The organism is Treponema sp. R80B11-R83G3 (assembly GCF_054786115.1).
In genome coordinates, this window is record NZ_BDHF01000005.1 from 41,065 (window position 1) to 64,390 (window position 23,326).

The following is a 23,326-nucleotide window of genomic DNA, read 5'->3' on the forward strand; positions in this document are numbered from 1 at the left end:
AAAACAATCAATAACAAGCATGGCGGTAAACGGCGAAGACACTTTTACCATCGTACCCCAAATAGGCCTTGCAGTTAACACTTACGCAGTTATTGTTACCGTGTCTGGGAGCAACGGCATTACAGCGACATTTAACGTTAGCTTTACGGTAAACGGCGCTGGCACAACCGTCATAAACATAGCCGCCATACAGGGCGTTACCGCCCCGGTACCCGGCGGAATTCCGGTTACAGCCATTACCGGAAACGAGCAGTACAGCGGGACGGTAACGTGGTCTCCGGCTCTCGCCAGCAACAGCAGGACGGTAAAAATTGACATGTATGATTCTTATGGAGACGGCTGGAACGGCAGCGGCGCGTTGAGAATCGTTAAAAACGGAGTTCAGCTTGCCACCGGAATAAAAGTGTCAAGCGGGTCTTCCAATACCTACACCTTCACTGTGGCGGCGGGCGATGCCGTTCAAGTGTACTGGGTTGCGGGGTTTAGTCAAAGTGAAAATTCATTCATTATGTATTACGCCGACACGCCGCCCAGCCCGGCGTTTACCTCCAGTAACAATAATAGCTGGAGCGGCAGTAACGCATTAGTCTATAAATTGCGCGGTACAATGACTAACATAGCTGGTGGTACATTGCTTGGTTCATTTACCAACGTGGAGCCTTATGCCGCCGGGACGCAATACACGGCAACCATTACCCTTACGGCAAAAACTGGCTATACCCTGCAAGGGGTGGCGGCCAACTTCTTTACGGTTGCGGGGGCGACAACGGTGGGCAATGACGCCAATTCCGGGGTTGTTACCGCAGTATTTCCAACTGCCTACGCAATCTACGGCATTACCCTTTCACAAGCCGCCCCTCATACATTCACTGCCGCGACAATCGGCTATAGCGCGCAACCGTTAACGGTTACCATAACAAACACGGGCAACCAGGCGACAGGAGCGCTTACTGTCGCGCTGGGAGGAACCGGCGCAGACAGTTTTACTCTGTCTAAAGAATCAATAACAAATATAGCGGTAAGCGGCGAAGACGCTTTTACCGTCTCGCCCATAACCGGCCTTGCCGCTAACACTTACGCCGCTACGGTTACCGTGTCGGGGAGCAACGGCATTACGGCGGCATTTAACGTGAGCTTTACGGTTAACCTCCCTTCCATTGGCGCAATAACTACGCTTACTGCCGATACATGGGCGGACGGCAATATTCCCACGTCGTCTGACGTACAGTGGTTCAAATTTACCGCTACCGCAAGCACGCAGTACATACACGTAAAATTTGGCACGCTGACTGATCTGTATGTTCAAGCGTATAACACAAGCGGCGCTACGGTTGGAAGCCGTACCGAATTATACAGTACAAGATACGTTTCCTGGAAGGTAACGGCAGGGCAGGAGTACTATATAAGTGTACAACCTTATGGGTCCAACAGCGGCACATATCAGATTACGTTCAATGCTCTGCCATTTCCGCTAGGCACAACAATAACCACGCTTACAGCCGATACATGGGCGGACCGTAATCCCACATCGTCTGACGGGTGGTTCAAGTTCACCGCTACCGCAAGCACGCAGTATATACACGTAAAATTCGGCACGCTGACTGGTATGTATGTGCATATGTATGACTCAAGCTACGCTGAGGTTGGAAGCGGGAGCAATTTAAATAATATAAATAATGGCAGTACAAAATACGTTTCCCAGACTGTAACGGTAGGACAGGAGTACTATATAGGGGTAAGTTCCGGCAGCGGCACGTACCAGATTGCGTTCAATGCCTTGCCTGCTCCACCCGGCACAACCATAACCACGCTTACCGCCAATACCTGGGAAAACGGCAATCTTCCCACATCAAGCAGCGTACAGTGGTTCAAGTTCACCGCGACCGCAAGCAGGCAGTACATACACGCCAATTTCTCCACGCTGTCTGATCTGTATGTGCAGGCGTATGACTCAAGCTACGCTGAGGTTGGAAGCGAGGCTAGGATTATTAACTACATTTCCCAGACGCTAACGACAGGGCAGGAGTACTATATAAGGGTACGACCTTACAGTTCTTCCGGCAGCGGCACATACCAGATTGCGTTCAATGCCTTACCTGTTTCCCCCAGTACAACCATAACCACGCTTACCGCCAATACATGGCAATCCGGCAATCTTCCCACATCAAGCAGTGAGCAGTGGTTCAAGTTCACCGCTACCGCAAGCACGCAGTACATACACGTAGAATTCTCCTCGCTGTCTGATCTGTATGTCCTATTGTATGACTCAAACAACGGTACTGCTGTTGGAAGCGAGACCCGTTTATCTCGCCCTACAACTAGCAGTAGAGAATCCGTTTCCAAGACGGTAACAAATAATCAGGTTTACTATATAAGGGTACAGCCTTACAACAACGCTTCTACCTACAACAGCGGCACATACCGGATTGCGTTCAATACGTCCTTGACGCCGCCGAACTAACAGTTATAGGGAAACGGTTAGTGGATAGTGGGGAATAGGGAGTGGGGAGTAGGGAGAGGGGAAATCTAATCTTGTTGACAACACGATTAGATTACAAACAAAAATCCCCACTCCCTACTTTGCCTGCTTAGCAATAATCTGCTTATCGCTTAATAACTGCCTGTCATTTGGGAACTCGTCAAGCCCTTCATTTAAAATGCGTTCCGCTTCGGCGAAGTTTTTCTTGTTCCACTCTGTGGCGAAACGGTTGTGGTAATCAGTTGCAAGATTGCCTTTGTATGTGCGTAGCGTTTGCTCCAATTCGCGGTTTGCGCCGTATTTTGAAAGGGCGTTCTCCAAGTATTTAATAGCGGCTCGCCAATCCCTCAGAGGCGGCGCGCAGAGAACCATCGCTACCTTTTGAATAGTGTAAGTTAACAATTCCGCCGCTCTTTTTTCATTTAATCTGCCGCTGTTACGCGCCTTATCAATGTCGGCGATAATTTCGTCCCCTTCGGCGCTTGTTTTAAAATTATTTGCCCTGTTTAAAATATCAGCGTCAACAATCAACGCGTCTAGTTGGGCGTAATCGGCTTCGGTTATATGCGTCTTTTGATCCTCAAGAAAATTACGCGCGTCGGATATTTTTCTATCTTTTATAAATCTTGAAATCCTGTTATTAACAGCCGCAAGAAACAACTCCTGCCAGCGGTTATTGTCGGGATAAGTTGAAGAGGCTAAAACAGCCCAGCGGATACATTCTTCCTCTCTGTTGCTTTTTAAAAGGGACGCGCCATAATTTAAAAGTCTGTCCATCAGATCTTTTCTTGGATCGATAAATAAAAATTCAGATGTTGAAACGCCGGAAGTAAGGGCGTAAGAGTCCCCTAAAAGCAACGCGGCGCGGTCAACTGCAAGGGGAACGGAAGCGGCAAAGTTATTCGATCTTTCATAATCGCCGATTCTGTTATTCAAAATTAACGAGACAAGTTCTATTTGATTTATCGTCTGCCTGTCGCGGTAATTCTGCGGCGGAACATACGCGAAGCCTGTAATTTTTCCGCTTGAGTCGTGAAACTCTTTTCTGTTTCCCGGATCAAATCCGTAAGGGTTTGTAGTTTCTACGTCAATATCCTGTCCGCCGATATGAACTATTACGAACGCGTGGTCTTTTGTCATAACTCCGCTTGTATTTAACCCCGCCGATTTGCAGAGGATGACATATAGAACGGCTGATGAGACGCAGTTGAACCTTCCGGTGGAAAGCAGGTTATCTAATCTGGTTTGGTAGAGCGAATAAGATTTTAACGTGTTTTTATGCATATAACTAAGGATAAATTCCGCCTTCTCACTGCCGGAAACTGAGGGATCAATAGCGGCGCTCAATGCGCTGACGGTTGATTTTATTTTTTCCATCCCGGACAGTGACGCGTCCCCGGATGCCCAAAGGCTTATTTCCGCGAGTTCCTGCCATGAATAACCGGATTTTTTCCCCAAAAGGTAATAATCAAGGGCTTTTGAATCAGGTTCAATGCGCGGGAAAGCGTTCTGCGCGTGAATTTTCACTGGGAAACTGAGAATTATAGCCAAAATCAATATAGGCGTAATTGACGGTTTTAAGCTCACAATTTAATATAAATGAAACAGCTAAAAAAGTATATGGCTGGGAGAGAAGATGTCTACGGTAAATATTGATCTTATTATAATAGGCGCCGGTCCCGCAGGACTTACAGCAGCACAATACGGGGCAAGGGCGAATTTAAATGTTCTTGTTATAGAACAACAGTCTGTGGGCGGGCAGGCCCTGCTTATTGACGCGCTTGAGAATTATCCGGGTAATGTCGGCGGCGAAGGCAGTGCGCCAAAAACAGGTTATGAATTTGCAATGGATTTACAACGTCAGGCTGAATCATTCGGAGCTTCATTTTTTTATGGAGAAGTAAATTCGTTGCGAAGTGACGGCGATGTTTTTACAGTCGATCTTTCAGACGGTACGACGCGAACGGCGGTAGCCGTCATTATAGCGACCGGGGCAAAACCTCGGTTACTGGATGTTCCCGGAGAAAAAGAATTTACGGGAAAGGGAGTTTCCTACTGCGCCACCTGCGACGGTAATTTTTTTAAAGGAAAGAAAATATTTGTGGCGGGGGGAGGGGATGCCGCCTGTGATGAAGCGCGCTACCTTTCCCATCTTACGGACAAGGTTGTGATGGTACACAGGCGAGACAGTTTCCGGGCGCAAAAAGCCCTTGTAAAACGGACGCTTGAAAACCCTAATATTGAAGTTCGCTTTAATACGGTAATTAAAGAAATAAAAGGCGAAAAAAAAGTAAAGTCTGTCGTGTTAGCCGACACAAAAACAGGCGAGACGCATGAAGAAGAAGCAGACGCGGTTTTTATTTTTGCCGGTACTGTTCCGCAATCTTCGCTGATTGCAGATAACAAATTAAACGTCAAACTTGATGAAAGCGGCTATATTATAACGGATCAGAAAATGGCGACTAACATTCCGGGCATATACGCCGCAGGCGACGTAAGATCAGGCGCTTTCCGCCAAGTAGTAACGGCCGCCGCTGACGGAGCTGTCGCGGCGCATAACGCATCGGAGAAGATAGATGAAAAGAAAAAATAAACCGCAGTTATTACTTTTTTCATTTTTCATTTTTCTCTTTTCTTTTTTTCCCTCTTTTTCCGCTTTTTCCCTAAACTTCAACGATTATGGCGCTCCTTCCGAGCTTGCTGCCGCTATTGAAAGCGCCATGACTGATGAACAGGCTCTGGCTCAAATTTTTATGATTGGTTGGGTCGGAGAAGAGACGAACCCTTTAATTATAGATTGGATTAATCAGAGGAATATCGGGGGGGTAAAAATATTCGGTTGGGATACTTCTGATACGCGCCGTCTTGCGCAGACTATCGGTTCTTTACAGTTGGCAAGTTTAAATACTCCTTTTCAAATTCCGCTTCTTATTGCGACCGATCAGGAGGGAGGATGGATTCGGCATATCAAGGGAAATACCAGCGATACGCCGGGAAATATGGCGATTGGCGCGTCAGGTTATCCCCGTGACGCGTATTTATCAGGTTTTTATATAGGCAGGGAACTGGCTCTTCTTGGAATCAATATGAATTTTGCCCCAACAGTCGATCTTTTTACAAACCACTCTTCAAAGCTAATAGGACCAAGGGCGTTTGGAAGCGATCCTGTAAAAGCGGGAATCTTTGGCTCGGCGTTTGTTAAAGGACAGCTTGCGGCGGGTGTTATTCCGACCGCAAAACATTATCCCGGCCACGGAGATACCGATCTTGACTCTCACGGAATATTGCCAAAAATTGAAATATCATTTGACTCCCTATGGAACAGGGAACTTGTCCCCTACAGAATACTTGCGGGCGAAGGGCTTCCCGCCGTCATGAGCGGGCATCTTTCGTTTCCTCTGACAAGGGCGGGAACCGCGCCAGCCTCGCTTTCTTCATGGTTCCTGCGCGATGTGTTACGCGACAAGATAGGTTTTAAGGGAGTTGTTATTACCGACGATTTAATGATGATAGGCGCGATAACATATATGGGCACGCTCTCCCGTACCGCTAAACAGGCTATTATCGCGGGTAACGATATTGTTATGTTTTCAAATACGCCCGCCCTATTTGATCCGGTGTGGATTTACCTGATTAATTCAATGAGAGACGAAAAAGATTTCCGCGAATATGTAAGAGCCGCAGTCCGCAGGGTATTGGAGTTAAAATTAACCTATCTGCGCGGCAATTCAAAGGTAACATATATTCCTGATTTAAAAAAAGTTGAAAAGGGATTGCCGGACGCTGAAGCTTCCGCTTATTTTATGAATCTGGCGGCGCGAAGCGTAACGATAGTAAAGCCCGTTTCCGCAGATTCGGTCTTTCCTATAACAAGGGAAAATTCCGGGCGTATTCTTTTAGCGGGAAGGTATCCGTATTTCTTTACTTACGGAAGGGCGGCGTTTCCCAACGCTATGGTTTTCCGTTATTACAATGGGGCGGAACCGGGTGAAATAGAGTATTACGCGAATAACGCGGATACGATAATTTTCTGCCTTTCAGACAATTACGATTTGTATTTACTGCGTAATTTGCAATATTTAAATAAAAAAGTAATAGTTCTCTCGGTATTAAGCCCGGCTTTCCTTGAAAGCGTCCCTTGGATTACGGGCGCGGTAGCGGTGTACAGTTACGCTTCTACGTCATTTGCCGCCGGTTTTTCGGCGATAACCGGTAAAATCCCCGCACAGGGAATCCTTCCCTATGAGTGATAGTTTTTACTGGCGTAAAATAAAAAAGAGAGATTTTAAGCTCGTTGAAAAATTATTGAAGGATAATGAAAATAATTATGTCAACGCCTGCGCGAAATTTATTGCGCGTAACGAGGTAAATACCCTAATATGGGTACTTTGTACGAAAGAAAAGATTCAGGCGTTGTTAATTAATTCTAAAAGCAACATACTGCCCGTTTTATGCGGCGTAAAAATACCCCCGTTAGATTTAAAAAAAGGTTTCCTTCCGGCAAAAAAAATTCATTCGGCGCAGGGGTTGAAAAACGATGTAATTATTTTAGAAGGCGAGTTAGGCAAGAACGGATGGAAGGCAAAAGAGATAATAGACTATGAACTTATGTCTCTTGATTCTCCCCCCAGCAATGGAAAAAATTTATCGAATTTTTCAAATCTTGTATTAAGGACGCCCGTGATGACCGATATTGACGCGATGGCTCCGTTACAGGCGGGTTATGAAAAAGAGGAAGTGCTGCCCAAAGGCTCAAGCTTCAGCCCGATTGCAAGCCGGTTAAACCTTTCCAATATAATCGCCAAAGGGCAGGTTCTGGCGGCGGAAATTGACGGGCGGCTTATAGGGAAAATAAATGTTAGCGGAGTTTCTTTTACCAGGTATCAGATAGGCGGCGTCTATGTCCACCCCTATTTTCGCGGCAAGGGAATAGGCCGCCTGATGGCGTATGAGTTTATTTCCTCCCTAATCGCTGAAGGCAGGGGAGTGACGCTCTTTGTCAGAAAGACAAATACGGCAGCCCGCAGGCTCTATTTAAGTCTTGGCTTTACCGCGATAAACGATTATAGAATTTCATACTATTGAAGCAACGCGCCCTTTTTCGGTATAATGAATTGTGGCGTACCTGTACGAAACCCATCTTCACACTTCTCCTGTCAGCAAATGCGCAATATCGCGCGGCGCTGATTATATTGCCGGTTATCAGGATAAGGGATATTCGGGAATAATGGTAACCGATCATTTTTTTAACGCGAATTGTTCGTTATCCAGAAATCTTACATGGGAAAATTGGGTAAACAGTTTTTGCCAGGGGTATGAGGACGCCCGAAATGAGGGTGAGCGCCGGGGGTTTGACGTTTTTTTTGGCTGGGAAGAGACGTTTGACGGTTGCGATGATTATCTTATTTACGGGCTTGATAAGGAATGGCTGCTTGAACATCCTGAAGCCCGCAATTGGACTAGGGGAGAGCAGTACCGCGCCGTAAGGGAATCGGGGGGATGCGTCGTTCAGGCGCACCCGTTCAGGCAGAGGGTTTACATTCCAAAGGTCGTGCTTTCCACAGGCTGCGTAGACGCGGTTGAGGTCGCCAACGGAGGGCATGACGACCCGTCTTATGACGCCCTTGCCTACCGTTATGCGAAAAAAATAGGAAAGCCCGGTACCGACGGAACCGATATACATGACGCGTCTGATATTTATTATAACGAACTTTTCGGAGTGTATGTTGAAAAAAAACTGAACAGCATTTCTGATTACGTGAATGTAATTTTGAATAACGAAATATCGGGTTTAAAAGTAAATGAAGGACGGCTTGATTATTTTGGGACGGAAACCATTAAGCTGCCATTTGAAATACGCGATGAGAATGATAAGGTTACAGGAAGGCATTGGAGGGAGTTTGTATGAATGAAAAAGTGGCCCATGTTCCCGAAAGGATAAAAGAATTAAGGGAGATTCTTGAAATAAGCTCCCTTGATATGGCAAAAGATACCGATATTCCTTTTGAGACTTACAGCAAATATGAGAACGGAGATTTGGATATACCGATCAGCGTTTTGTATACGATAGCAGGCCGCCTTGGCACGGACGTTACAGTTCTTCTTACGGGAGAAGAGGCAAGGATGGAAAGCGCCGCAGTCTGCCGCAACGGCAAGGGGGTGCAAATAGAACGTTATCCGGGATATGAGTTTTCCAGCCTTGCGTATAATTTTAGGCGCAGAACTATGGAGCCGTTGCTTGTAACCCTTGACTCTTCAAAGCCCCCCGCAGCCCAAGTGTCCCATTCGGGACAGGAGTTTAATTTTGTAATTGAAGGGCAGGTAAAAGTTACGGTTGTAAAAACCGAACATATTTTAAACCCCGGTGACTCTGTTTATTTTGACGCGCGTCTGCCCCACTCGCAAATTGCCGTGAACGGCAGGGCGCAATTTTTAACGGTAATTCAGGAATAATTTATGAACGAAATACTTTCACGCTATTTGCCGCGTATTGATTTTGACAGCTACGATGATTTTTATGAAAATTATCGTTGCAATGTGCCGGATGATTTTAATTTTGCCTACGACGTAGTGGACGAATGGGCAAGATTACAGCCGCAAAAAACAGCCCTGCTTTGGACGGACGATGCCGAGGTTGTAAAGTCTTTTACTTTTGCGGAAATAAAACGGCTTTCAGACAAAGCCGCAAACGCCATATTATCGCTAGGGGTGAAAAAAGGCGACGTGGTAAAGCTGATTTTAAAACAGCGTCCCGGCGTGTGGGTGTTAATGTGCGCCCTTTCAAAAATAGGCGCGATTTGCATCCCCGGCACATACCAGCTTACCGCTAAAGATTTGGACTACCGTTGCAATATCGCCAATGTAAAACTTTTAATTACTGTCGATGACAAGGAGCTGCTTGACAATATCGCTTTGGCGCGCCCGAACTGCCCGAATCTGGAAAAAATAGCCGTTATCGGAGAAAAGATTCCGCAGGGTTTTATTGATATGCGCTCTGTTATTCAAAAAGCGCCTGAAAATTTTATAAGAATGCCCACGTCCGCAAAAGACCCGATGTTAATTTATTTTTCATCCGGCACTGCGGGAATGCCCAAAATGGTGCTTCACAACCATAGTTTGCCATTAGGGCATATTGTTACCGCAAAATACTGGCACTGCGTGGAAGACAACTGCGTCCACCTGACGCAGACTGATTCAGGATGGGCAAAGTTTGCGTGGGGAAAGATTTACGGGCAGTGGATTTGCGGCGCGGCAATCGGCGTTTATGACACGGAAAAATTTACCCCCAAAGGTATGTTAGACGCGCTTCAGCGGTTAAAGCCCGTAACATTTTGCGCCCCCGCTACGGTATTCCGTTATCTGATTAAAGAAGACCTTTCTCATTATGATTTTAGCTTTATTCGCCACACGTCAGTGGCTGGGGAGCCGTTAAGCCCCGAAGTTTACAATAAATTTAAGGAACTGACAAAACTTGAAATTTATGAAGGGTTCGGCCAGAGTGAGACTTCGGTAATGGCGGCTGTTTTTAAGTGGTTGCCCGTAAAACCGGGGTCAATGGGAAAACCCGCGCCGCTTTTCGGCCTCAAATTGTTAGACGAAAGCGGAAAAGAATGTGACGAGGGCATTGTGGGAAACATGAGCATAACAAGCGCTGGAAAAAATATGTACGAAACCGAAGGAGCCGCCAAGGGCGCCGCAGTCGAGAATATTCCGCCCGTAATCGGCAATTCGGATTTTCCAGGCCTTTTCCGAGGGTACTGGAAAGACAGGGAAATAACTTTAAATAACTGGAACAACGGAACGTATCAAACGGGAGACATGGCTTGGAAAGACGATGACGGCTATCTGTGGTTTGTTGGGCGTAATGACGACGTGATCAAATGTTCAGGCTACCGCATCGGCCCATTTGAAGTTGAAAGCGCCCTGATGGAGCACCCCTCTGTGCTTGAGTGCGCCGTCACCGCCGCCCCCGATCCAATGCGCGGACAGGTAGTAAAAGCCACCATCGTTCTCGCGCGGGGTTACGCCGCCTCGGACGAATTAATCCGCGAACTGCAAAACCACGTCAAGCGCGTAACGGCGCCGTACAAATATCCGCGCATTATAGAGTTTACGCCCGAACTGCCAAAAACAATCAGCGGTAAAATTCAGCGTAACATGATACGGAAAAAAGATTTTAAAGACTAAAGTTACAAATAATCATTGGCGATGTTGGCGGCTTTCTCAAAATCGCCGCGCAGTATATGCATAGAGATAGCGCTGATATAATTTTTTATGGAACGCGACCACTTTTTTTGTTCAAGCTCTTTTAACGCCGCATTAGACGCAACATCATCATAATTGTCGCACGCTGTTTTTATGTCGCGCATTTTTTCGGATAAAAATACAAGATCGTTTTCAAAATTTTCCGGTAAGGGAACGTCTTCTTTTGGCTTGAGTTTTTCAATAACTTTACGCAACGCTTCCATAAAAGTCGGAGTTTCGGAAGTTATTAGTTGTATGTCTTTTGCCTGACCGGCTATTTCCAGCCTGCGCGCGAAAGCGGATGTTTCATCTTCACCCATATTGGCGAGCGCGCTCTTCATTGAATGAACGTCAATAACATATTGAGTGATATCGTCAGTTCTGCGGAATGAATTGTCAAGTATTGATTTTAATCTTGTAAGGACATTTTCAGCGTCTCGGGCGAAGATTGACCTTAATCCGGGATCGGACGCAGGATCCAGCTTTTTGACCGTGCGCTGCGTATTAGAGGACGATTTAAGCTGCGCGGCTTCAACCGCTTCAACAGGGTGCTTGTCGCGTACCAGTCTGTTAAGCGTAGCGTCCAATTCCCGCGTGTCTATCGGTTTGGAAATAACGCCGTCAAATCCGTTATCTAAAAACACCTCAGACTGTCCTACAATAGCGTTTGCCGTCAACGCTATGACAGGATTCGTATACCCCATCTCCCGTATAATTTTTACAGCTTCTATACCGTCCATTTTTGGCATAAAATGATCTAAAAATATTATGTCATAGATGGCGCCGGTTTTAATTTTATCAATCAACTCAAAACCGCTTTTTGCTGTTTCAATGGATAAACCATAAGGGGACATCAATCCTCTTGCGACATACAGGTTTGTATCAACGTCATCAACTACCAAAATCTTGCCATAGGGCATATAATCACATTCAATCTGCATCTTCTTTTCCATTCGTGACAAATCCGCATTACGGAAATCTTTTAGTTTTTCAGCCGTTTCTTTGCCTAATACGTTCTTAGAGTCTATTTTTTGCGGCAAACGCACGGTAAACGTGGAACCTTTGCCCGGTTCGCTCTTTACGTCAATAGTGCCGTCCATTATAAGGACAAGTTGTTTTGTAATACTCATCCCAAGACCTGTGCCTTCCACATTGTTGTTGATATCCATATTAAAGCGGGTAAACTCATCGAATAACTTATCCAACTGTTCCGCATCCATGCCCTGCCCCGTGTCCGCTATTATGAAAATAAGCGTTATCATCGAAGGATTTTCCTCATGATATTCGGCGGAAATCGACATGGAAATTTTACCCTTTTCAGTGTATTTAAAGGCGTTTGAAAGCAAGTTGTTTAAGATTTGCTTGATGCGCAGTTCGTCACCTAACAACCTTGATGGAATATTCTCATCAATGTCAAGGATTAACTCAATTTGTTTGCTGTCGTACAATATAACGTTAAGATGAACAGTGTCGTTTATCAGACTTGGCATGTCGTAACTGCCAATCGACAGTTCCAGTTTGCCTGACTCAATCTTTGACATGTCCAGTATGTTGTTTATAATGCCAAGCAGCAAATAACCTGAATTATTAATTTTCCCCAGAGCTTCTTTCATGTCATTGGGAATATTTTTATTTTGCAGTTGAATCTCCGTAATGCCAAGAATAGCGTTCATTGGCGTGCGTATTTCATGGCTCATCTTTGCAAGGAAGTTGCTTTTCGCGTTGTTAGCGTGAATTGCCTGTTCTTTTGCGATAATTAGCTCATTTACATCGACTGAACATTGAACATGTACAATTCTCCCGTCAGACCATTCCATATAACGGCTGGTATTGCGGTATATGCGGTTTGTTATGGGGTTGAGCATTTCCCAAACGACAATGCTATCAGGATCTTCATCATGTTTACGGCAGGGGCAAAAATCGCAAATTTTGTCTTTGTCTTTAAAGAACAATTTATAACAATACTTGCCTAAATATTCGCCTTCAATTTTAAAATGCTTCCTCATGTTATCATTAATAAATAAAACTTCGCCTGTACTGGGAATATTAACATAAATCATCGCGTCAAGGTTGTTAAGCATATTTTCCAGAAGATTAAACGATTGCGCCGATTCATTCATTTCATTAACGGCGTCTTTTAACTCGCGTAAATCCCGCACATAAGCCGCTAAAACAAAATCATCAAAGTGTTTAACGCGCACGAGGGTAATTTCGCAAGGTATTGGGTCGCCTTTCAGATTCTGGTGCATGACTTCTTTATGGAAATAACCGTCAGCAAAAGCCCTATTAAGGCTTTCAGTTATTTTTTTTGCCGATAAAATTCCGTCAGGTTGGTACTCAGGGACAAGCTCATTAAATTTTTCTATATATTCCTGTTTGTTTGATAAGCCAAATATTTTAACCATTTCATCATTGCAGTCTATAACATTGAAATTAACATCAATATAGCTTGCGCCTAACGGCATGGCGTCAAATATAACTTGTACGCGCTCATTAGCTTCGCGTATTTTAGCTAACTGTAAATTTTTGTCTATGGTATTGGTTATCATTAAGCCCAAGGATGTTAATATATGCATTTCATCATCAGAAAAGGTGCGTTCCTGCAGACAGTCGTCAATGCTGAAAAAGCCCCAGAAATTGTTTTCTACAAACATAGGAATAATAATAATGGATTTCATTCCGTATGAAGACAAAAAAAGGCGGTCGTCTTCCGGCAAGTTTGATAACGGCGCGTTAATATATTCGCCGCGCATGAATAACTCTTTCCATTTCGGCTTTAAATTATAGGAAAAGTGCGACCCCAGAGGGACTTTTACGTCGTTCTTGCCGTATTCGCTCAGCCATTCATATCGCAGGACAAAATTCAGTTCGTCGTCTATCTCCTCGTTACGCCAAATTTGAACGCGGTCAACATTAAAACAACGCCCTATAAGTTCAAAACTGTTTAACAGCGTAGCCGTAAAAGAGTTTTCATTATTGACAGATAACAAAATGTCGGCCACATTGTTTACCGTATTTAATAATTTTTCACGCTGATGGATTTTTTTCATCATCTGCTTTGACTCGCGTAAATCGCGAAGATAGGCTGTTATAATAAAATCTTTATCATGTTTAGTTCGTATAAGCGTGACTTCGCATGGTATTGGCTCCCCGTTTAATTTCTGGTGTATCCATTCAAAACTATAGTAACCTTCGTCATAAGCTTTGTTAAGAACTTCCTGCATTTTTTCTTTTGACAGTTTCCCATCCGGCTGATATTCAGGTGAAAGCAGGCGGAAATTATCGATAAGTTCCTGTTTGCTTGACATTTCAAATAATTTAACTACGCTGTCATTACAGTCAAAAAAATCCTTGCTTCTGCTGTGAATGGTCGCGCCCAAAGGCATTGTGTCAAATATAACCTGCAAGTGTTCTTCAGCAATTTTTTTATCTGTGGTAATTCTAATTAATATGACAATTATAGTTGCCGCCAGTAATGTTCCCATCGTTATAAGCCCTATTTTTATTAACAGCATGGAGACTGCCCGCGTATCGCTTTTATGCGAGATAATATTTTCCAGCACCGTCATTTTAACGCCGGTAAACAAAATGCCTATAACTTCGTTTGTTTCGAGTTTTAAAAGAGGCCGGTATAAGGTCAGATAACTATTGCCAAGAATAACGTCTTTGCCGGTGTAATCTATGCCGGACTGAATAGAAGCGTATGCCGCGCTTTCTTCTCCAAGAATAATATCTATTACCGGATTCCCTTCTGAATCAACAATAGTGGATGTTACGCAACGGTAGGTATTATTTTCCTTGATATAAACAGCCACATCTATTCCCATATCGTGCGCCAGATGTTCGATAAGATCGTGGTGGTATACGGGAGAAAAGGCAAGTTCTTGTTTATTTATATAATCGCCTTTTTCAAGGTGTACAATGCTATTATCGTTCTCCAGCATAGATTCAAAAAATAACATATCGTCTTTAAGCTTGTCTTTTTCCATGTAAACGGCGTTTTCAATGTCTATGGCTTCTTTGTTGTAGATGTAAGTAATCAGAAGGGCTATTAATGAAAGGAGAATAAAAATAACGGAGGCTCCGGCTATCTTTGAACGTCTACTCATTATAAATAGTCTCCTCAAAAAATTTATAGGTAAAGTCTAAAACGCCCGTCAAGTTGTTTTATTTGTTACAATACCCCTCTTGTTTCTTTTAATTGCTCCTGTACGGCAATAAATATTTCGATTATTTTAGGATCAAACTGTTTACCGGAGTTTGATGAAATAATCTTAACGGCTTCCTCATTAGAAAGCGGTTCCTTGTAAGGGCGTTTGGAAACAAGCGCGTCATATGCGTCAACAACGGCCATTATACGGCCATGCAGGGGAATGTCAGTTTCTTTCAGCCCATGCGGATAACCTGTTCCGTCCCAGCGCTCGTGATGATATTCGGCAAACAATTTTGCGTTATGCAAAAAATCCTTTTCGCCGGCTTGTTTTGAAATTTTGCCGATTAAGTTTGCGCCGTAAATAGGGTGGGTTTTAATTTGATTAAATTCGTTATCGTCCAGTTTTCCCGGTTTGTTTAAAATTGTTTCTAATACGTTGATTTTTCCCATATCATGCAGACGGGCGGCTGACGCGGCTTTATCAATATCCCAGCTTGAAATTTCCGCGTATATGGCGCGTTCTTTCATTGCGGCTAAGAGTATTTTGATATATGTCGCGATACGATCATTATGGCCAACAGTATATATGTCGCGTTCTTCTATTACATTCGCGATAACGGACATAAATTTGTCCTGAAGAAGTTTGACATTTTCTATACGCTCGCCGATTACATTTTCAATATCCAATTGTATTTTTATGCGGTTGAGCAGTACGAGCGCGGAAAAAGGTTTTAAGATGAAGTCCACCGCGCCTAATTCAAAACCTTTTGCCTCAATATCATCATCTGAACTGCTTGTAAGAAATATAACTGGAATATCAGCGTATAAAGGCCTGAATTTCAATATTTTTATTACTTCAAATCCGTCCATTTCGGGCATTTGAATGTCCAAAATGATCAAATCGGGAGTAATTTTTTCAAGGAATTTAAACAACCTCTCGCCGGATGACATTGTTAAAACTCTATACTGATTTTCAAGCGCTTTTTTCGCTATTGAAAGGCTGGTATCACTGTCGTCAACAATAAAAATTATTTTCATTATTCCACAATAACTATTTTGTACTTTTTTGCTTATTTTGTCAATAAAAAAAAGCAATTTATGTATTTTTAAAGAATTTTTTGTTAAACAGCATTCGTAAACGCCTTAACAGCTTTAAATTGCCCTTGTACTTCAAGAAACACTTCAACAATTTTAGGGTCGAACTGTTTGCCGGATTCCCCTGAAATTATTTTTGCCACTTCTTCGTCCGCTAATGCGTTTTTGTATGGGCGTTTTGAAATAAGCGCGTCATATGCGTCCACTAAAGCCATAATACGCCCGTGTAAAGGTATGTCAGTCTCCTTAAGCCCATAAGGATAACCGGTTCCATCCCAGTGTTCATGGTGGTATTCGGCGTATAATTTGGCATTACTCAATAATTCCACTTCTCCAGTCTGTTCTATCATCCTCTCGATTATCTTCACGCCTTCGGCGGTATGGGATTTCATCTGCTCATATTCATCTTCGTTCAATTTGCCGGGTTTGTTTAAAATCGTGTCCATTATTCTTATTTTTCCCATATCGTGCAGCCTTGAAGAAAAAATGACCTTTTCTATATCCCAACCTCGTATTTCATCGGCGTATATCCCGCGTTCTATCATCGCTTCTATAAGTATTTTTACATACGCCGCCGTTCGGTCGTTATGCCCTACAGTGTCCCTGTCACGTTCCTCTACCACGTTGGCCAAAACCGTCATAATGCCGTTTTGCAGGCGTTTGATTCTTTCAGTTCGGTCGCGGATCAAAGAGTCAATGTCAAGCTGCGTTTTAATGCGGTTGACCAGTACGGGCGTTGAAAACGGCTTTGAGATAAAGTCTACAATGCCAAGTTCAAAGCCGAAGCTTTCAATGGAGTCTTCCCTATAATTGGTCAAGAATATGACTGGAACATCCTTGTAGTAATTGTTGGATTTCAATTTTTGTATTGTTTCAAAGCCGTCCATCTCGGGCATTTCAATATCCAGCAGGATTAAATCAGGAATAAATTTTTCCAAAAGTTTAAAGAGCCTCGCGGCAGATGACATAGTTAACACCCTGTAGTGCTCTTTCAACGCTTCTTTAGCCAATAACAGGCTTGTATCGCTGTCATCAACGATAAATATTGATTTCATTATTCCACCTTGAATCGAGACACCTCGCGCATGAGAGTATTAATGCCTTCGCGGTTTTTGTTGCTTATATCATTTACTTGATGTACTGCAATGTTTATCTGATCAGCGCCTGAAGCCATCTCGTTCATGCCTGAGGATATTTCCTGCGATACTTTTTCAAGATTCTGGCTTTCACGTATAACTTCCTTGCTGCCCTCCAACATCTCCTCGCTGCCGCCCTTTACCTGCCGCGTGATTGAGTTAATATTGCCAATGCCTTCCAGAATTTGCTTGCTTCCTGTTCCCTGTTCTTCCATCGCGTTACGGATATTTTCTTCCTGGTCCGATACAGTCTTAACGCTTGAGTCAATTGCTTTAAATTTATTAAGCACGTTTTCGGTGGAAGTGGTTATCAGGTCAATGGAATTTTTTATCTTTTTCAGGACGTTGCCGATAGTCTTGGACTGTTCGCTGGAACTTTCCGCCAATTTGCGGATTTCATCGGCGACAACGGCAAAGCCTTTGCCCGCCTCGCCCGCGTGCGCGGCTTCGATAGCCGCGTTCATCGAAAGCAGGTTGGTCTGGCTGGCGATGTTTTCCATTACCGCGTTAATCTCCATAAGCCCTTCGGACTCGTGGGCTATTTCCTGAATGTCTGTCGCCACTTCCTGCAATCCGCCGTGCCCCGCTTCTGAGGCTTCTTTTAACGCTTTTACATTATCGGTATTCTTAACCAGCGTCTGCGTCACCGAACCAATATTGGCCACCATCTCTTCAATGGCTGAAGAAGCTTGAGATATATTATTGCTCTGGTTTTCCACATGACCGTTGAGTTTGTTGATGTTGTTGATAACCTGTTCCATGGTGGCGTTGGTTTCCGTAACGCTTGCGCTCTGATTTATAACGCGCCCTTTTATGCTTTGAATATTAGCCGTGATTTCGTTTACCGCAGCCGCAGTCTCCGTCATGTTGCTGGCAAGGTCATTGCCGATATTGTTCAGGCCTGTCGCCTCTCTCTTGATGACTAAAACAAGATTTTTAATTTTCTCCAAAGTTTTATTGAAGTACTTGGCAAGGTCGCCTACCTCGTCTTTGGAAGTAACGTTTATGCTCCGCGTTAAATCGCCTTCGCCCTCGGAGATGTCTTTGAGCGTTTCGGCTACCTTAACGATTGGAGCGGTAATGCTGTTCAGGGTAATGTATACAATTACCGCCGCTATTACAATGGCTATAGCCGCAATAATAATCGTAAACATGGTCATCTCTTTTACTTCTCTTAAAATGTACGATTCCGTTGACGCGATCATTACGCTCCATGTCTTACCGGAACTGCCCAACGGGAAAGACTCTATCATAATTTCTACTTCTGTCTTCAAAGCCGGCGAGTAACTTGAACAACTATAAATATCGCCGTTTTGAACGGCTTTATTGGCGTCCTGAATATTATTACCGTATATAACGTCTACATCGAGCAGTTGTTTTCCTACGCGCTCCGGCACATAACTCGCTAATATAAATCCGTTGCTTGAGTAAATTGAAATCGCCGAAATTTCTTCTCTTGTTTTTATGGTGTTATCTATCGTTGGCTGTATTGCGTCTATTACGCAAAGAGCGCCCACGCCTCCCACTACTTCGTTGGTACGCTTGTTTATGATTGGAACCATTAACCTGAAATACCATGTGTCTTTTCCGTCTATATTTCTCGCAACAGGGTGTTCGTACCTGTCTTTAGTCGCGTTGGGACCGTTTAAGTACGCCATGGCGTCGTTTACGTCGCTGGTAACTGTCGTATTTGTCTGCCCGTTTTCCTGGCGAAACGCTACGGCGTATTGCCCGGTGGGAGTTGATCCAGGCCTGCCTATCATTCTATCATCCATTCCGTCAACGGCGTTCGGTTTCCAAACGGTGTAGACCTGATATATGGTAGTTTCCGCCGCAGTAACGGACTTCATCATGCTGTCATACATATCCCGCCTTTGTGCCACCGGATCACCTTCATAATCACTCATTATGTTTGCAAGCGTGCGAATAACCCGGTAAAGCCCGTCCTCTCTTCCTTGCCAGTATGCGGCGCGTTGACTTGCAAGATTATCAATGCCTCGCTTGCTTAAAGTAATGCTTGTGCTGGAAGCCTGCTGTAATAATAATACCGCAACTACCGTTATAATGACCGCCACAATGGCTATCATAATTAGGCTAAGTTTGATTTTTATTTTCATTTTTTTCCTCTCTTTTTTTCCTTATATAATAATTTTAAAGTGCTTTTACTCAAACCGTCAAGAAAAAATAAATTATATTAATTTTGTGAATTTTGATGACATAAATAGGAAAACTATACAAAATTATATAAAAAAAGGCAACAAAACACATATACTTTTGTTTTGCCGCCCTCTTCATGATTTCCTTATCTTAGGATCACTCAACCTTGAAGCGCGAAACCTCCGTTAATAAATCGTTAATAGCTTCACGGTTCTTGGTGGTCATATCATTAACATTGTTTACGGCTAAATTTATCTGCTCCGCTCCGGTAGCCATCTCATTCATGCCTCCTGTTATTTCCTGAGTTACCCTTTCAAGGTTCTGGCTTTCTTTCATTACTTCCTGGCTTCCGTCAAGCATTTCTTCGCTGCCGCCCTTTACCTGCAAGGTTATTTCTTTCAAACCGCCTGTGCTTTGCAAAAGCTGCTTGCTTCCCTGTCCCTGCTCTTCCATCGCGTTGCGGATATTTTCTTCCTGCTGGGAAACGGTCTTAACGCCCGTGTCAATCGCCTCGAACCTTTTAAGAACGTTATCGGTGGAGCTTGTAATTTTTTTGATAGAATCCGCTATTTTTTTCAGTACCGTGCCAATCGTCTTGGACTGCTCGCTGGAGCTTTCAGCCAGTTTGCGGATTTCATCGGCGACTACGGCAAAGCCCTTGCCCGCCTCGCCGGCGTGAGCGGCTTCGATAGCGGCGTTCATCGAAAGCAGGTTGGTCTGGCTTGCGATGTTTTCCATTACCGAGTTAATTTCCAAAAGTCCCTCCGACTCGCGGGATATTTCCTGAATATCAGACGCAACTTCCTGCAATCCGGCGCGTCCTACTTCGGAGGCTTCCTTTAACGAATTTACGTTGGTCGCGTTGTTGATCAGCGTACCGGTAACGGAATTGATATTTGCCACCATTTCCTCTACGGCGGATGACGACTGGGAAATATTTTGGCTCTGTTTTTCTACTTCGCTGTTGAGTTTGTTGATATTTGCGATAACCTGTTCCATTGTAGCGTTTGTTTCGGTTACGCTGGCGCTCTGGTTAATGACTCTGCCTTTGATGCTCTGGATGTTGGAAGTAATCTCGTTGATTGCCGCAGCGGTCTCGGTCATGTTACTGGACAGGGCGGTTCCAATATCTGACAACACGCCAGCCTGTTTTTTAATAAGAAGCACCAACCCTTTAATTTTTTGAATTGTATTATTAAAGTACAATGCAAGGTCGCCTACCTCGTCTTTAGAGCCGACCGGAATGGTACGCGTTAAATCGCCTTCGCCTTCCGATATGTCCTTGAGGGTATCAGATACTTTGACGATTGGGGCGGTAGTGTTGTCCAGTACAAGGTAGATAATAACAACTGCCACTATAATGGCTATCGCCGCCATAATAATGACGAAATTTCTTAAAGCGTTGACTTCCCTAAGGATGTAAGCTTGGGTCGAACCGACCATTACAGACCATGTTGTTGGAGAAACACCTATTGGAATATTAGCTACTGCCATTACCATGTTTGATTTCAGTTCCGGGTCGAAAGCCATACCCTGCCATTCTTTCGCGTTTTTAATAGCTGTTTTGACATCGTTTAAATATTTGTCGTATTGCGTTTCCTCGTCAATTTTCTTTCCTATAAACTCAGGCAGGTAATTTGCCAAAATAAACCCGTTGTCGGAATAAATAACTATAGAAGTAACTTCATCATAATCTTTGATAGTTTGTTCTATTCTGGGTTGTATCATGGCGATATCCAACTGACATATTACGGCTCCTACTACATCATTGATGCGCTTATTGAGAATGGGGCAAGTGATTCTGACGGCATAGGTATCTTTTCCTTGATTTTTAAAAGGGGAGGGGTCGCTCATCCCGACTAATTTGGCGTTTGGTCCCGTTATCCATGCCATTGTCTCCTGAACGACGGAGCTGGCCATAACTTTTATCTCACCGGTTTCTCTTGTCAGCGTAAAAGCAAACTGTCCAGTCGCTGTTGAACCCTCCCTGCCTATGTAACGCGCGTCATTACCGTCAATGGCGTTAGGCTTCCAAATGGTGGTTAGCCGTACAAAATCGGGCATATCCTCAAAAACAGACTGTAACGTGTCTTCATACGTTTGCCGCCTAGTGTTTACGTCTATGTTTTCATAAAAATTCATTACGTATGATAATGTTTGTAACACCTCTATATAGCCGCCTATACGACCATCCCAGTACTGGGCGCGTTGCCGCGCCAGATACATTGTTTTCTGTTTGGCAAGATTCATGGTTATGTCGGATGACTTTACCAATTCAATTATGGCGATGCCTCCCGCCACGACCAACACAATGGCGATCATCATAATGCTTAATTTGATTTTGATTTTCATTAGTTACTCCTTAACCTTTCCTTTATTCTGACATTTATTGGCGTAATTTATTATCGTTACAATTATTGTCATATTATTTTTCGCGTTTGTCAAGGGAATTAGCGCAAAAACAGGGGAATTATTCGAAAAGTAGGGAGTGGGGAGTAGGGAAATTAGCAGTGAGCAGTGAGCAATGAGCAATGAGTAGTGAGCAATTAGCAATGAAAGAGTCATTGACATTTGCCTTTGTTTAGGTTTAAATTAGCTATGCTTTTCGATATAGGGTTTGTTTCTATCCGTTGGATTTGGGTTTTCCTCACAGTATTATGCGCCATTATCGAGGTGTTTACCTTAGGCCTTACAACAGTTTGGTTTGCGATTGCTGCTCTTATCATGGTTTTTCTGTCCTTCCTGCCCATACCGCTGGTTTATCAGATAATGATTTTTCTTGCCATTTCGGCAGTTTTGCTCTTTTTTACCCGCCCGATAGCTGTAAAAAAACTGAAAATTGGCAGGGAAAAGACCAATGTTGACAGTTTGGCGGGAAAACCCGCCCTTGTAACAAAAAAGATTACAGAATTTGACAGGGGAGAGGTTAAATTAAACGGTCAAATTTGGACAGCTAAAACGGAAGACGGCTCCACGTTAGATGAAGGAAGCAAATGCGAAGTAGTGCGAATCGAAGGCGTTCACGCGATTGTTAAAGCTTGCAGTAATGAAGAAAGTGATGATTCACCGTTAGATGATAAATCACCATTAACAGAAAAATAATTATAAAGGAGTATTTTATGTGGTCAATTATTTTAATATCAGCGTTTGTTTTAATCTTAATCATTTCCAATGTAAGGATTGTATCCCAATCCAACGCGTTTGTAATTGAGAGGCTTGGCGCGTACAACGACACGTGGAGCACGGGCATTCATGTAAAATTGCCGTTTCTTGACCGTATCGCGAGCAAGGTTTCGCTTAAAGAGCAGGTTGCCGATTTTGCCCCCCAGCCTGTAATTACAAAAGACAATGTTACCATGATGATCGACACCGTTATTTATATGCAGATAACGGATCCAAAACTGTTCACTTATGGCGTTATTAACCCCATGAGCGCCATTGAAAACCTTACCAGCACCACATTGCGCAATATCATAGGAGAGTTGGAGTTAGACGAAACTCTTACAAGCAGAGACATGATCAATACTCGTATGCGCACGGTACTTGACGAGGCTACCGATCCCTGGGGCATCAAGGTAAACCGCGTGGAAGTGAAAAACATCGCCCCGCCCAAGAGTATTCAGGAAGCGATGGAAAAGCAGATGAGGGCAGAACGCGAAAGAAGGGAATCAATCCTGAAAGCCGAAGGCGAAAAACAGTCCGCCATTCTTGTCGCCGAAGGCCAGAAAGCGTCCGCAATTTTGAAAGCCGAGGCGGAAAAAGCCGCAGTGATTTTGCAGGCGGAAGCCGCCAAAGAAGCCGCTATCCGCGAAGCCGAAGGAGAAGCGCAGGCAATCCTTAACGTGCAGAAAGCGACCGCCGACGGCCTAAACATGATAAAGAGCGTAAACGCGGACGATCCTCTGATTAAACTGAAAAGCCTAGAAACCCTTCAAAAAGTAGCCGACGGCCAAGCGACAAAGATTATTATTCCCTCGGAGATACAGAATTTAGCGGGGCTGGTTACTAGCGTTGCGGAGTTGGTGAAGAAGTGAGCAGTTAGCAATTAGCAGTTAGCAATTA

At 44.0% G+C, this 23,326-nt stretch carries 15 protein-coding genes; 9 read left to right on the plus strand and 6 right to left on the minus strand.

Features of this window, described 5'->3' with window-relative positions:
- The first annotated feature begins 19 nt into the window (after positions 1-19).
- Positions 20-2,461: a pre-peptidase C-terminal domain-containing protein gene (locus tag ACYVRH_RS01550; RefSeq protein ID WP_461255171.1), complete on the plus strand. Its 2,442-nt coding sequence runs from the start codon at positions 20-22 to the stop codon at positions 2,459-2,461.
- A 114-nt stretch (positions 2,462-2,575) separates the two neighbouring features.
- On the opposite strand, the gene ACYVRH_RS01555 is transcribed toward ACYVRH_RS01550, so the two are convergent.
- Positions 2,576-4,006 (minus strand): hypothetical protein, encoded by a 1,431-nt coding sequence (locus ACYVRH_RS01555; protein WP_461255172.1) that lies wholly within the window; start codon positions 4,004-4,006, stop codon positions 2,576-2,578.
- Positions 4,007-4,115: 109 nt separating this feature from the next.
- On the opposite strand from ACYVRH_RS01555, the gene trxB reads away from it, so the two are divergent.
- Genes trxB through ACYVRH_RS01585 form a run of 6 tightly spaced genes read left to right on the plus strand, consistent with a single transcriptional unit; the run spans position 4,116 to position 10,666 of the window.
- Positions 4,116-5,072: a thioredoxin-disulfide reductase gene (gene trxB, locus ACYVRH_RS01560; protein ID WP_461255173.1), complete on the plus strand. Its 957-nt coding sequence runs from the start codon at positions 4,116-4,118 to the stop codon at positions 5,070-5,072.
- Positions 5,056-6,729, plus strand: coding sequence for a glycoside hydrolase family 3 protein (locus ACYVRH_RS01565; RefSeq protein ID WP_461255174.1), 1,674 nt, complete (start codon positions 5,056-5,058; stop codon positions 6,727-6,729). Before trxB ends, ACYVRH_RS01565 begins: the two co-directional genes overlap by 17 nt.
- On the plus strand, positions 6,722-7,564 hold the full coding sequence (locus tag ACYVRH_RS01570) for a GNAT family N-acetyltransferase (protein WP_461255175.1): 843 nt from the start codon (positions 6,722-6,724) through the stop codon (positions 7,562-7,564). Before ACYVRH_RS01565 ends, ACYVRH_RS01570 begins: the two co-directional genes overlap by 8 nt.
- Positions 7,565-7,595: 31 nt before the next feature.
- The gene (locus ACYVRH_RS01575) at positions 7,596-8,387 is read left to right on the plus strand and encodes a PHP domain-containing protein (RefSeq protein ID WP_461255176.1); all 792 of its coding nucleotides are present in this window, start codon (positions 7,596-7,598) and stop codon (positions 8,385-8,387) included.
- Positions 8,384-8,932: a helix-turn-helix domain-containing protein gene (locus ACYVRH_RS01580; RefSeq protein ID WP_461255177.1), complete on the plus strand. Its 549-nt coding sequence runs from the start codon at positions 8,384-8,386 to the stop codon at positions 8,930-8,932. Before ACYVRH_RS01575 ends, ACYVRH_RS01580 begins: the two co-directional genes overlap by 4 nt.
- A 3-nt stretch (positions 8,933-8,935) precedes the next feature.
- Positions 8,936-10,666: an AMP-binding protein gene (locus tag ACYVRH_RS01585; RefSeq protein ID WP_461255178.1), complete on the plus strand. Its 1,731-nt coding sequence runs from the start codon at positions 8,936-8,938 to the stop codon at positions 10,664-10,666.
- Between the two features lie 2 nt (positions 10,667-10,668).
- On the opposite strand, the gene ACYVRH_RS01590 is transcribed toward ACYVRH_RS01585, so the two are convergent.
- The 5 genes from ACYVRH_RS01590 to ACYVRH_RS01610 all read right to left on the minus strand — a co-directional run bounded on the left by ACYVRH_RS01590 (position 10,669) and on the right by ACYVRH_RS01610 (position 21,616).
- Positions 10,669-14,832: an ATP-binding protein gene (locus ACYVRH_RS01590; protein ID WP_461255179.1), complete on the minus strand. Its 4,164-nt coding sequence runs from the start codon at positions 14,830-14,832 to the stop codon at positions 10,669-10,671.
- Positions 14,833-14,897: 65 nt separating this feature from the next.
- Positions 14,898-15,914 (minus strand): HD-GYP domain-containing protein, encoded by a 1,017-nt coding sequence (locus ACYVRH_RS01595; protein WP_461255180.1) that lies wholly within the window; start codon positions 15,912-15,914, stop codon positions 14,898-14,900.
- Between the two features lie 83 nt (positions 15,915-15,997).
- The gene (locus ACYVRH_RS01600; RefSeq protein ID WP_461255181.1) at positions 15,998-17,026 is read right to left on the minus strand and encodes an HD domain-containing phosphohydrolase; all 1,029 of its coding nucleotides are present in this window, start codon (positions 17,024-17,026) and stop codon (positions 15,998-16,000) included.
- Complete coding sequence (locus tag ACYVRH_RS01605; RefSeq protein WP_461255182.1) at positions 17,026-19,224, minus strand: methyl-accepting chemotaxis protein; 2,199 nt, start codon at positions 19,222-19,224, stop codon at positions 17,026-17,028. The genes ACYVRH_RS01600 and ACYVRH_RS01605 overlap by 1 nt, the downstream gene beginning before the upstream one ends.
- 196 nt (positions 19,225-19,420) lie before the next feature.
- Entirely contained in the window at positions 19,421-21,616 is a 2,196-nt protein-coding gene (locus ACYVRH_RS01610) for a methyl-accepting chemotaxis protein (protein ID WP_461255183.1), read from the minus strand.
- A 246-nt stretch (positions 21,617-21,862) separates the two neighbouring features.
- Here ACYVRH_RS01610 and ACYVRH_RS01615 point away from each other — a divergent pair, with 246 nt between their 5' ends.
- A complete protein-coding gene (locus ACYVRH_RS01615; protein WP_461255184.1) occupies positions 21,863-22,366 on the plus strand; it encodes an NfeD family protein in 504 nt (167 codons plus the stop codon).
- A 17-nt stretch (positions 22,367-22,383) separates the two neighbouring features.
- Positions 22,384-23,298: an SPFH domain-containing protein gene (locus ACYVRH_RS01620; protein ID WP_461255185.1), complete on the plus strand. Its 915-nt coding sequence runs from the start codon at positions 22,384-22,386 to the stop codon at positions 23,296-23,298.
- Positions 23,299-23,326 lie beyond the last annotated feature (28 nt).